The 12172-nt window shown below is 73.2% G+C and carries 10 protein-coding genes; 7 read left to right on the plus strand and 3 right to left on the minus strand.

Going from position 1 to position 12172, the window contains the following annotated elements:
• Positions 1 to 51 precede the first annotated feature (51 nt).
• Positions 52 to 297 (minus strand): antitoxin, encoded by a 246-nt coding sequence (locus SSNG_RS26390; RefSeq protein WP_007266972.1) that lies wholly within the window; start codon positions 295 to 297, stop codon positions 52 to 54.
• A 22-nt stretch (positions 298 to 319) separates the two neighbouring features.
• Positions 320 to 571, minus strand: coding sequence for a hypothetical protein (locus SSNG_RS26395; RefSeq protein WP_042804134.1), 252 nt, complete (start codon positions 569 to 571; stop codon positions 320 to 322).
• A gap of 185 nt (positions 572 to 756) precedes the next feature.
• Here SSNG_RS26395 and miaA point away from each other — a divergent pair, with 185 nt between their 5' ends.
• From miaA to hflX, 6 genes are all read left to right on the plus strand, one after another.
• Positions 757 to 1695 (plus strand): tRNA (adenosine(37)-N6)-dimethylallyltransferase MiaA, encoded by a 939-nt coding sequence (gene miaA / locus SSNG_RS26400; protein ID WP_007266974.1) that lies wholly within the window; start codon positions 757 to 759, stop codon positions 1693 to 1695.
• Positions 1696 to 1806: 111 nt separating this feature from the next.
• Positions 1807 to 2418 carry a hypothetical protein gene (locus tag SSNG_RS26405; protein WP_128637164.1) on the plus strand — a complete coding sequence of 204 codons (612 nt, stop codon included), beginning with the start codon at positions 1807 to 1809 and terminating at the stop codon, positions 2416 to 2418.
• A gap of 95 nt (positions 2419 to 2513) precedes the next feature.
• A complete protein-coding gene (gene dapF, locus SSNG_RS26410) occupies positions 2514 to 3389 on the plus strand; it encodes a diaminopimelate epimerase (protein WP_007266976.1) in 876 nt (291 codons plus the stop codon).
• A 140-nt stretch (positions 3390 to 3529) separates the two neighbouring features.
• Positions 3530 to 5608 (plus strand): HD domain-containing protein, encoded by a 2079-nt coding sequence (locus SSNG_RS26415; RefSeq protein ID WP_042801967.1) that lies wholly within the window; start codon positions 3530 to 3532, stop codon positions 5606 to 5608.
• A 239-nt stretch (positions 5609 to 5847) separates the two neighbouring features.
• Positions 5848 to 7356, plus strand: a complete 1509-nt coding sequence (locus SSNG_RS26420) for a M1 family metallopeptidase (protein WP_007266978.1) — start codon at positions 5848 to 5850, stop codon at positions 7354 to 7356.
• Between the two features lie 207 nt (positions 7357 to 7563).
• Positions 7564 to 9069 (plus strand): GTPase HflX, encoded by a 1506-nt coding sequence (gene hflX / locus SSNG_RS26425; protein ID WP_007266979.1) that lies wholly within the window; start codon positions 7564 to 7566, stop codon positions 9067 to 9069.
• Positions 9070 to 9164: 95 nt separating this feature from the next.
• Here hflX and SSNG_RS26430 read toward each other — a convergent pair whose 3' ends face one another.
• Positions 9165 to 10340: a hypothetical protein gene (locus tag SSNG_RS26430; protein WP_042801969.1), complete on the minus strand. Its 1176-nt coding sequence runs from the start codon at positions 10338 to 10340 to the stop codon at positions 9165 to 9167.
• Positions 10341 to 10808: 468 nt separating this feature from the next.
• On the opposite strand from SSNG_RS26430, the gene SSNG_RS26435 reads away from it, so the two are divergent.
• Positions 10809 to 12086, plus strand: coding sequence for a diaminobutyrate--2-oxoglutarate transaminase family protein (locus SSNG_RS26435; RefSeq protein WP_050779920.1), 1278 nt, complete (start codon positions 10809 to 10811; stop codon positions 12084 to 12086).
• The last annotated feature ends 86 nt before the right edge of the window (positions 12087 to 12172 follow it).

The following is a 12172-nucleotide window of genomic DNA, read 5'->3' on the forward strand; positions in this document are numbered from 1 at the left end:
CACGGCGAAGGGGCGCGGGACCGGATGGTCCCGCGCCCCTCCGGTACCGCGTCAGGAAGCGGCCGGCGGCGTCGGCCCGCCGGGGGTGTCCTTGTGCGCGATCTTGCCCAGGGCGTCCTTCGCCTTGTCCGCGCCGGTCGTGATCCGGGCGCTGTACTTGCCATGGGTCTTGGAGTCCACGACCTTGGCGACCTTGTCGAGGCCCTCGCCGATCCTGCCCTCGTGCTGCTGCGCGAGGTCGCCGACCTTGTCCTTCGCCGGAGCGAGCTTGGCCTTCAGATTGTCCATGAACCCCATGGGGCACCTTCCAGTGGCGTGACTACGTACGGGCGCCCTCGCCGGCCTCGCTGTCCGCGGCCGCCTCCACCGACTGCTGCTTCGGGATCTCCACGGCCTCCGCCGCGGGGGTCCCGGCCGCCGCAGACCCGGCTTCCTCGACCTCCACGACCTCCTCGGCCCCTACGGCCGGCTCGGTCTCCGCCTCCAGCGCCTCCGCCGTCCCGGCCTCGGCGGCGGCCGGTTCGGCCACTACCTCTTCCTTGCGACGAAAAATCCGGTCAAAAACGCCCATGTCTACTCCCATAACGTTACTCGTGCGGGTGAAGTTCCGCCCTGGCCGAACCGGCGTCCACCACATGCGCGCCAGGCGCACGCCGGGCCGGAACCTCTTCAGGGCAACGACCCCGCCCGCACCCCGTCACCTCACCCGATCGGGTACATGACGGCGTCTTGACCGGGGGCTGCGAGACTGTGTCGGTGAGGAATGCAGCCCCCGCCCCGCGGGTCATCGCCGTCGTCGGTCCCACCGCGGCCGGAAAGTCCGACCTGGGCGTCGCCCTGGCCCGCCACTTCGACGGCGAGGTCGTCAACGCCGACTCCATGCAGCTCTACCGGGGGATGGACATCGGCACCGCCAAGCTGACGCTCGAGGAACGCGGCGGGGTCCCGCACCACCTCCTCGACATCTGGGACGTCACCGAGACCGCCAGCGTCGCCGAGTACCAGCGCCTGGCCCGCGCCGAGATCGACGAACTGCTCGCCCAGGGCCGCACCCCCGTCCTCGTCGGCGGATCCGGCCTCTACGTGCGCGGCGCCCTCGACGCCATGGAGTTCCCCGGCACCGACCCCGAGGTACGGGCCCGGCTGGAGGAGGAGGCCACCCTCCGCGGTCCAGGCGCCCTGCACGCCCGCCTCGCCGCCGCCGACCCGGCCGCCGCCGCCGCGATCCTGCCCAGCAACGCCCGCCGCATCGTCCGGGCCCTGGAAGTCATCGAGATCACCGGCAAGCCCTTCACCGCCAACCTGCCCGGCCACGAGTCCGTCTACGAGACCGTCCAGATCGGCGTCGACGTGGCCCGCCCCGAACTCGACGAGCGCATCGCCCTGCGCGTGGACCGCATGTGGGACGACGGCCTGGTCGACGAGGTCCGCGCCCTGGAGGCCCAGGGGCTGCGCGACGGCATCACCGCCTCCCGCGCACTGGGCTACCAGCAGGTACTGGCCGCCCTCGCGGGCGAGTGCACCGAGGACGAGGCCAAGGCCGAGACGGTACGCGCCACCAAGCGCTTCGCCCGCCGCCAGGACTCCTGGTTCCGTCGCGACCCCCGCGTGCACTGGCTCAGCGGAGCCGCCGCCGACCGGGGGGAACTCCCCGGACTCGCGCAGTCGTTGGTCGAACGAGCGGTCACAGCCTGATCACGTGATTGCATCGGGAAGCCCCGTGTGCCCGTCGCGGGCCCGGGTCCGTGCCATCATCAAACTTCTGAACAGTGGCGTACGAAGTCCGAGTGGGGAGGGCGCGTGGCTATGGAGGCCGGCCCTCGTGACACGGGGCGGGACGACACCAGGCGGGGAGCGGACCCGATGCTCCGAAGCGGGCCCGGCGAGCCTGGCGTGCCCGCAGGCCCCGGCACGCCGGAGGCCCCGACGGGCCCCGGCAGCACCGGGAGTGCCGGCAGCACCGGGAGTGGCGGGAGTGCCGACACGGCCGCCGACGGCCTCGGCCTGCCCGCCGAACCGGCCCGGCTGAGCCCCGACGGCCCCGACGCCCCGGAGCCCGGCACCGAGGCAGCCGCCGGCCCCGAGTACGAGGTCGAGCTGCGCCCGCAGCGCCGCCTGCGCATCTGGCAGATCGCCCCCATCGTGATGCTGGCCGCCGCCGGCTCCCTGATGTTCGCCTTCCCCCTCGCCTTCGAGTTCGGGGACGGCGGGGCCGTCGTCGCCATGCTCGGCTTCCTCATCAGCTCCTGCGCGGGCGGCTGGGGCATGATGGCGGCGCGCCGCGTCGGCTACACCTGGCCCGGGCTCCCGCCGCGCGGCAGCGGCCGCCGCCCCGACTGGCGGATGGCCGCGCTGTACGCGCTGGTCGCACTGGCCGTCGTAGCACTCGCCGTGTACCGGGTGGCCCGGCTGCGCTGACCGCGCCGCCCGGCCCGCCACCCCCCGGCGGAGCCGGCCTGACCGCATGCTGATCCCGCAGGCCAGGGCCCCGGACCGCTCGGTACCATGAGCGGGTGACGCACACCACCCTCTCCTTCCTCAAGGGCCACGGGACCGAGAACGACTTCGTGATCGTCCCGGACCCGGACAACTCCGTCGACCTGCCCCCGACCGCCGTCGCCGCCCTGTGCGACCGCCGGGCCGGCATCGGCGCCGACGGTGTGCTCCACGTGGTCCGCTCCGCCGCCCACCCCGAGGCCGCGCACATGGCCGACGAGGCCGAGTGGTTCATGGACTACCGCAACAGCGACGGCTCCGTCGCCGAGATGTGCGGCAACGGCGTCCGCGTCTTCGCCCGCTACCTCCAGCACGCCGGCCACGTCGAGCCCGGCGACCTCGCCATCGCCACCCGCGGCGGCGTCAAGCAGGTCCACCTCGACAAGACCGGCGACGTCACCGTCTCCATGGGCCGCGCCCTGCTCCCCGAGGGCGACGTCACCGTCTCCGTCGGCGAGCGCTCCTGGCCCGCGCGCAACGTGAACATGGGGAACCCGCACGCCGTCGCGTTCGTTGAAAGCCTCGACCACGCCGGCAACCTGTACAGCCCCCCGCCGTTCAGCCCCGCCTCCGCCTACCCCACCGGGGTCAACGTCGAGTTCGTCGTCGACCGCGGCCCGCGCCACGTCGCCATGCGCGTCCACGAGCGCGGCTCCGGCGAGACCCGCTCCTGCGGCACCGGCGCCTGCGCCGTCGCCGTCGCCGCCATCCGCCGGGACGGAGCCGACCCCGCCGAGACCGGCCGGCCCGTCTCGTACACCGTCGACCTGCCCGGCGGCACCCTCGTCATCACCGAACACCCCGACGGCCGCGTCGACATGACCGGACCCGCCGTCATCGTCGCCTCCGGCGAGTTCGAAGCCGCCTGGCTCACCGAAACCGTCTTCGCCTGAAGATTCCCTCTCATGGGTGATCCGTTTCACGCTGAGCGAGAGGTGGACTGCGCCACGTGGTGGGGCCGGTAACATCAGGCACCGGCCCTGAGGGCTCACCCCATGCCCACCACCGCCGGTCGAAGCCGCCGGAGGTGCCCATGAGTGCAGAGGCCACGAACCCCGAAGCACATGCCGAGATGCGCCCTGAGCTGCGCAGACGAGGCCGTAGCCGACTAGATCTGCGCCGCCTGGGACGTGCGGCCCTGCTCGGGCCCACATCCCGCGACCGCCTGCCCGACGCCATCGGGCACGTAGCAGAAGCCCACCGCGCCCACCATCCGGACGCCGACCTGTCCATCCTGCGGAAGGCCTACCTGCTCGCGGAGCACTCCCACCGCGGCCAGATGCGCAAGAGCGGTGAGCCGTACATCACACACCCGCTCGCCGTCACCCTCATCCTCGCCGAACTCGGTGCCGAGACCACCACCCTGACGGCCTCTCTCCTCCACGACACCGTCGAGGACACCGATGTGACCCTCGAACAGGTCCGAGAGGAGTTCGGCGACGAGGTCTGCTTCATCGTCGACGGCGTCACCAAGGTCGAGAAGATCGACTACGGGGCCGCCGCCGAACCGGAGACGTTCCGCAAGATGCTCGTCGCCACCGGCAACGACGTCCGCGTCATGTCCATCAAACTCGCCGACCGGCTGCACAACATGCGCACCCTCGGCGTGATGCGCCCCGAGAAACAGGCCCGCATCGCCAAGGTCACCCGCGACGTCCTGATCCCGCTCGCCGAACGCCTCGGCGTCCAGGCCCTCAAGACCGAGCTGGAAGACCTCGTCTTCGCGATCCTGCACCCCGAGGAGTACGAGCACACCCGCGCCCTCATCGCCGCCCGCGCGGGCCAGGACGACCCCCTCGCCACCATCGCCGAATCCGTCCGCACCGTCCTGCGCGACGCCGGCATCACCGCCGAGGTCCAGGTACGCCCCCGGCACTTCGTCTCCCTCCACCGCATCTCCCGCCAGCGCGGCGAACTGCGCGGCTCCGACTTCGGGCGCATCCTCGTCCTCGTCGCCGAGAACGCCGACTGCTACGGGGTGCTCGGCGAACTCCACACCTGCTTCACCCCGGTCGTCTCCGAGTTCAAGGACTTCATCGCCGTACCGAAGTTCAACCTCTACCAGTCGCTGCACACCGCCGTCGCCGTCCCCGAGGGGTACGTCGCCGAGGTCATCGTCCGCACCCGCCAGATGCACCGCGTCGCCGAAGCCGGCGTCGTCGCCCTCGGCAACCCGTACGCCACCGCAGAGGCCGCCACCGCCGACTGCGACGAGGAACGCGTCGACCCCACCCGCCCCGGCTGGCTCTCCCGGCTCCTCGACTGGCAGCAGTCCGCACCCGACCCCGACACCTTCTGGAGCGTGCTGCGCGCCGAGCTCGCCCAGGACCGGGAGATCACCGTCTTCCGCGCCGACGGGGGCACCCTGGGCCTGCCGGCCGGCGCCAGCTGTATCGACGCCGCCTACGCGCAGCACGGCGAGGCGGCCCACGGCTGTATCGGCGCCCGCGTCAACGGGCGCCTCACCTCCCTCTCCTCCCCGCTCTCCGACGGCGACACCGTCCAGCTGCTCCTCGCCCAGGACGCCTCCTCCGGACCCGCCCCCGACTGGCTGGACCACGCCAGGACCCCGGCCGCCCGGATCGCCATCGGCAGCTGGCTCCAGACCCACCCCGACGGCCCCGGCCCCGCCACCGCCGCGCCCCGGGCCCCGCTGTCCGTGCCGGGACTGCGCGGCGGCGGGGGCAACGCCGTCGCCGACCTCCCCGACGCGCACGTCCGCCTCGCCGGATGCTGCACCCCCGTACCACCGGACGCGGTCGCCGGGTTCCTCGTACGCGGCGGGGCCGTCACCGTCCACCGGGAGCACTGCCCGGCCGTGGCCCAGATGCGCTCCCTGGGCCGCACCTCGGTCGCCGTGCACTGGCGGGCCACCGCCGACTGCCGGGTCACCCTCACCGCCGAATCGTTCGGGCGCCCGCACCTGCTGGCCGACCTGACCGAGGCCATCGCCCGGCTGGGGGTCGAGGTCGTCTCCGCCACCGTCGAGCCGCCCGTCGAACAGCGCGTCCACCACAGCTACACGCTGCAACTGCCCGACGCGGCCGTGCTGCCCGCGCTGATGCGGGCGATGCGCGACGTACCGGGCGTGTACGACGTCAGCCGGGTGTAGGGGGCCGGGGGCCGGGGGCCGGGGGGCCAGGGGGGCGGGTCGGGGGAGCAGGGGGGCGGGAAGCTGTCGGGGAACCGGGGGGTGCCGGGGGGTGTGCCGGGGGTACTGCGGGGACAGCGCGCGCAGGGGCGCGTGCGCGGCGGCGTACGGAGTCCGCCGCGAGGCTCGGGCGCCCCGTTCGGGTGGAGTCGTCGCGCGCCGCTCGCGGGCCCGGGACACGCGCTGGTAAGCGGTGGTGGATGCAGCTCACCTCCCCGCGCCTGCGCGCCTCCCTGCTCGCCGCGGCCTCCCTCACCCTCGTCGCCGCCGTGCTGCCCCCGCCGAAGCCGCTGGGCATCGGCGACCGGCTCTTCCCCGAGCTGGGCAACCCCGGCTACGACGTCCTCTCGTACGACCTCGCCCTCACGTACAAGGACAACCTCAGCCCCCTCGACGCGGTCACCGCCATCGAGGCACGGAGCCTGGAACCGCTGGAGCGGATCAACCTCGACTTCACCCACGGGACGGTCGCCTCCGCCGAGGTCAACGGCCAGCCCGCACGGTTCGAGTCCGCCGGGGAGGACCTCGTACTGACCCCCGCGCACCCGGTCCCGGCGAGCGCGCCGCTGCACATCACCGTCCGGCACACCAGCGACCCGCGCGGCCGGGCCTCCGACGGAGGCTGGGTCGTCACCGAGGACGGCCTCGCCATGGCCAACCAGGCCGACGCGGCCCACCGGGTCTTCCCCTGCAACGACCACCCCGCCGACAAGGCCTATTTCACCTTCCGCGTCACCGCCCCCGACGGGTACCGGGCCGTGGCCAACGGACTGCCCGGCGCGCTCCCGGCCGCACGGGCGGGCGGCGCCACCGAGTGGACGTACCGGACCCTGCACCCGATGGCCACCGAGCTCGCCCAGGTCTCCATCGGCCGCTCCGCCGTCCTCCACCACACCGGACCGCACGGCCTGCCCCTGCGCGACGTGGTGCCCGCCGCCGACCGGGAGCGGCTGGAGCCCTGGCTGGCGAAGACCGCCGGGCACGTCGCGTGGATGGAGGAGCGCGTCGGCCGGTACCCCTTCGAGAACTACGGGGTGCTGATCGCCCGCGCGAAGACCGGCTTCGAGCTGGAGACCCAGACCCTCTCGCTCTTCGAGCACGGCCTGTTCGCCGGGGAGGCGGCCGGCTACCCCGACTGGTACGTGGAGTCCGTCATGGTCCACGAGCTCGCCCACCAGTGGTTCGGCGACAGCGTCACCCCGCGCACCTGGTCCGACCTGTGGCTCAACGAGGGGCACGCCACCTGGTACGAGGCCCTGTACGCGGACGGGCTCGGCAAGTACCCCCTGGAGCGGCGGATGCGCGAGGCCTACCAGCGCTCCGACCAGTGGCGGGCCCAGGGCGGCCCCCCGGCCGCCCCCAAGGCCGCCGCCCCCGGACAGAAGATCGGCCTGTTCCGGCCCGTCGTCTACGACGGGGCCGCACTGATCCTCTACGCCCTGCGCCAGGAGATCGGCGCGGCCGCCTTCGACCGGGTCGAGCGGCGCTGGGTGGCGGAGCACAAGGACGGCATCGCCGGCACGGACGACTTCGTACGCCTGGCCTCCCAGGAGGCCGGACGCGACCTCACGGCCTTCCTGCGGCCCTGGCTGTACGGGGAGACCACCCCGGCGATGCCCGGGCACCCGGAGTGGGGCGGGCCGTCGGCCGCCGCGGCCCAGGGGAAGGCCCCGGCTGCGGCCGTGGCTCCAGTCGCGGGGAAGCCGTAGCGGCGGAAAACGGTATGACGGCCGGGGAACGGGCATGACACCATCGACGAGGCCGACGCGGGAATCCGGCTCCGGGAATCACCGGGCGGGACCACACGTTGGACGTGACAGTGTTGTGTCACGCACAGCGGTACCTTTGGCCCTGGCCGAGCCGGCCAGCCGCCGGAACCGGCCGGCGCGACACCATCGAATCGACGTAAGGATCCAATGACCTCCTCTTCTTCCCCTTCCCAGGACCCGCGGGACGCGCAGGACGTGCGGGACTCGCAGCGCTTCACCGAGAGCCTTCGGGCCGATGCCCTGATGGAAGAGGACGTCGCCTGGAGCCACGAGATCGACGGAGAGCGGGACGGCGACCAGTTCGACCGCTCCGAGCGCGCGGCCCTGCGCCGCGTCGCCGGTCTCTCGACCGAGCTCGAGGACGTCACCGAGGTCGAGTACCGCCAGCTCCGCCTGGAGCGCGTGGTCCTCGTCGGTGTCTGGACCTCCGGGACCGTGCAGGACGCCGAGAACTCCCTCGCGGAGCTCGCGGCCCTCGCCGAGACGGCGGGCGCCCTCGTGCTCGACGGCGTCATGCAGCGCCGTGACAAGCCCGACCCGGCCACCTTCATCGGCTCCGGCAAGGCGCGCGAGCTGCGCGACATCGTCCTCGAAAGCGGGGCCGACACCGTCGTCTGCGACGGCGAGCTCAGCCCCGGCCAGCTCATCGCGCTCGAGGACGTCGTCAAGGTCAAGGTCGTCGACCGGACCGCCCTGATCCTCGACATCTTCGCCCAGCACGCCAAGTCCCGCGAGGGCAAGGCACAGGTCGCACTCGCGCAGATGCAGTACATGCTCCCGCGACTGCGCGGCTGGGGCCAGTCGCTCTCCCGGCAGATGGGTGGCGGCGGCGGTGGCGGCATGGCCACCCGAGGCCCCGGTGAGACCAAGATCGAGACCGACCGGCGCCGCATCCGCGAGAAGATGGCGAAGATGCGCCGGGAGATCGCCGAGATGAAGACCGGCCGGGACATCAAGCGGCAGGAACGCCGCCGCAACAAGATCCCCTCGGTCGCCATCGCCGGCTACACCAACGCCGGCAAGTCCTCCCTGCTCAACCGCCTCACGGGCGCGGGCGTACTGGTGGAGAACGCACTGTTCGCCACCCTCGACCCGACCGTGCGCCGGGCCGAAACCCCCTCCGGCCGGGTCTACACCCTGGCCGACACCGTGGGCTTCGTCCGGCACCTGCCCCACCACCTCGTCGAGGCGTTCCGCTCCACGATGGAGGAGGTCGGCGACTCCGACCTCATCCTGCACATCGTGGACGGCTCGCACCCGGCACCGGAGGAGCAGCTGGCGGCGGTGCGCGAGGTCATCCGCGAGGTCGGCGCGGTCAACGTGCCCGAGATCGTGGTGATCAACAAGGCGGACGCCGCCGACCCGCTCGTCCTCCAGCGGCTGCTGCGCATCGAGAAGCACTCCATCGCCGTCTCGGCCCGCACCGGCCAGGGCATCGAGGAACTCCTCGCGCTCATCGACACCGAGCTGCCCAGGCCCGCCGTCGAGGTGGAGGCACTCGTGCCGTACACCCGCGGCTCGCTGGTCGCCCGGGCCCACGCCGACGGCGAGGTGATCTCCGAGGAGCACACCCCGGAGGGCACCCTGCTCAAGGCACGGGTCCACGAGGAACTGGCGGCCGAACTGGCGCCGTACGTGCCCGCCAAGCACTGACGGCCACACGCCCCACCACCACACGGCCGAACGGCCACACATGACGGAGGGCGCCCGCAGCAGCGGGGGCCCTCCGTCATGTCAGGTCCGGCCGGTCACTTGAACTTGGCGCTCACCGCGTCGTAGATGCCCTTGGCCTCGGGACCGAGCTTCGGCCCGGCCAGCCAGCCGGCCTTCGCCGGACCGATCGAGGTGTTCGACACTAGCGCCGGCTTGCCGTCGGCACCCGCCGCGACCCAGCCGCCACCGGACGAACCGCCCGTCATCGTGCAGCCGATCCGGTACATCACCGGGTCGGCCTGCCTGAGCGCCAGCCGGCCCGGCTTGTCCGCGCACTGGAACGCCTTCTGCCCGTCGAACGGAGCCGCCGCCGGGTAGCCCGTCGCCGTGATGCTCGCGACCTTGCCCACCGCCGGAGCGTTGAACTCCACCGGCAGCGCCGTACCGACCGTCTCCTCCAGCGACTTGCCGCCGCCCTTCTCCGGCGTCACGTGCAGCACCGCGAAGTCGTACGGGGCACCCGCGCCGCCCGTCGGACCGCCCGTCGCGATCCACTGGTCCGAGGTCTGCGCCCAGTCGCTCCACCACACGCCGTACGGGGCGACCTGCTCGCGCGGCGCGCCCTTGAGCGCCGCCGCCGGCTTGCCCGCGTTGTTGTAGGACGGGACGAAGGCGATGTTGCGGTACCAGCCGCCGGCCTTGCCCGCGTGCACGCAATGGCCCGCCGTCCAGACCATGTTGGACTTCCCCGGGTGGGCCGGGTCCTTCACCACGGTGGCCGAGCAGACCATCGAGCCCTCGGGGCCGTCGAAGAAGACCTTCCCGGACGCCGGGACGCTCGAATGGTACGGCGAAGCCGCCGGCTGCGCCGCCACCGGAGCCGGAGTCGGGTCGGTGACGCCCTGGTCCTTGCCGGCGTCCGGGTCGACGGCAGGGCGCTGCGGCTGCTCCGCGTCACGCATCCGGTCCGGGTCCCAGAGGCCGTCGATGATCGGGTTGACGTAGTCGCCCGCCTCGCGGAGCCAGTCCTCCTTCTTCCAGTTCTTCCACGCGCCCCCCTTCCACTTCTCCAGGTCGAAGCCGTGCTGCTTGAGCCTCTCCTTGAGCTCGTCGGGGATCTTGATCCCGTCCGCCGCGCCGGACGGCGGGGGCGCAGCCACGGTCGGCTTGGCGTCGGCGCCGGCCTCACCGTCGCCGGGTCCGCAGGCCGAGGCGGTCAGCGCGAGCGCGGCCGCGCAGAGGATCGCGGTGACCGGTCGGTTCGGTCGCATGTCGTAAGCCCCCAGGAGTTTCGAGGTGTTGGGACGGAGTCGATCGGGGTGGATCGCAGCACCCCACTATGCCGCCGAGGCCTAGGACGGCGGGCGCCGGGTCGATGGTTCCTGCCGCGCAGGCCCGGACGAACCGCAAGGATCTTCGGTCCAGCCGTGATCCGAAGCCGTCACCGTCGTTGGTACGTACGGGGGATGGTGCAGCAGCGTTCGTGTTCGAGGCGCACTCCGGAAGAGCAACCTGCGGGAGGACCGACAGCCGTGGCCGTGACCGAACCGACCGCAGCCGCAACCGCAGCCGCAACCGACGCCCCGGCCCGGGTCGCAGCCGACGCCGAGGGCTCATCCGAGGCCGGGGGCGTGGCCGATGCCGGGGGCGTGGCCGAGGCGGCACCACACACCCGGGCGCCCGCGGCGGGGACACAGGTCCCGGCGCAGGGCGGACGCAGGTCCGCCTCCGCCGAGGGGATCCTGCGCAGGCAGGCGCTGCGGGAGTCCGCCGCCCGGACCTACGCCCGCTCGCTGCCCATCGTCCCCGTGCGGGCCCGGGGGCTGACGATCGAGGGAGCCGACGGGCGGCGCTACCTCGACTGCCTCTCCGGCGCGGGCACCCTCGCCCTCGGGCACAACCACCCCGTCGTCCTCGAAGCCATCCGCGGGGTCCTCGACTCGGGGGCTCCGCTGCACGTCCTCGACCTGGCCACCCCGGTCAAGGACGCCTTCACCACAGAGCTCTTCGAGAACCTGCCCGCGGAACTGGCCGCCGACGCCCGCGTGCAGTTCTGCGGCCCCGCCGGGACCGACGCCGTCGAGGCCGCCCTGAAACTGGTCCGGGCCGCCACCGGACGCACCGGGCTGCTCACCTTCACCGGCGCCTACCACGGGATGACCGCCGGAGCCCTGGAGGCCTCGGGCGGCGCCGGCGACGTACGGGTGACCCGGCTGCCCTACCCGCAGGACCACCGCTGCCCGTTCGGGGTCGGCGGCGCCGAGGGCGCGCGGCTCGGGGCCCGCTGGACCGAGACCCTGCTCGACGACCCCAAGGGCGGGGTGCCGCTGCCCTCCGCCATGATCGTCGAGCCCGTGCAGGGAGAGGGCGGGGTCCACCCGGCCCCCGACGCGTGGCTGCGCCGGATGCGGGAGATCACCGCGGCTCGGGGCATCCCGCTGATCGCGGACGAGGTGCAGACCGGGGTGGGCCGCACCGGCGCCTTCTGGGGCGTCGACCATGCCGGGGTGGTCCCCGACGTGATGGTCCTGTCCAAGGCCATCGGCGGCAGCCTCCCGCTGGCCGTGATCGTCTACCGGGCCGAACTGGACGTCTGGGCCCCCGGCGCCCACGCCGGAACGTTCCGCGGGAACCAGCTCGCCATGGCCGCGGGCACCGCCACCCTCGCCTACGTCCGCCGCAACGGACTCGCCGAGCGCGCGGCCGCACTGGGAGAACGGATGCTGACCGCACTGCGCGGCCTGGCCACCGAGCAGCCGTGCGTCGGCGACGTGCGGGGCCGCGGACTGATGCTCGGCGTCGAACTCGTCGACCCCGACACCGGCGCCGCCGCACCCGCCCTCGCCTCCGCCGTGCGCCAGGAGTGCCTGGACCGAGGACTGATCGTCGAACTCGGAGGCCGCCACTCCAGCGTCGTCCGCCTGCTGCCCCCGCTGACCCTGACCGACGAACAGGCCGCAGCCGTCCTGGACCGGCTGGCCGACTCCCTCCCCGCCGCCGCCCGCCGGCCCCACTGACCGCACGCAGAAGGACCCCCGATGCCCGACCCTTCCACCACCTCGCACCCCTCCACCCCGAACACCCCGGCCCCACCGCATCAGGG

Source organism: Streptomyces sp. C (assembly GCF_000158895.1).
GTDB classification, from domain to species: Bacteria; Actinomycetota; Actinomycetes; order Streptomycetales; family Streptomycetaceae; genus Streptomyces; species Streptomyces racemochromogenes.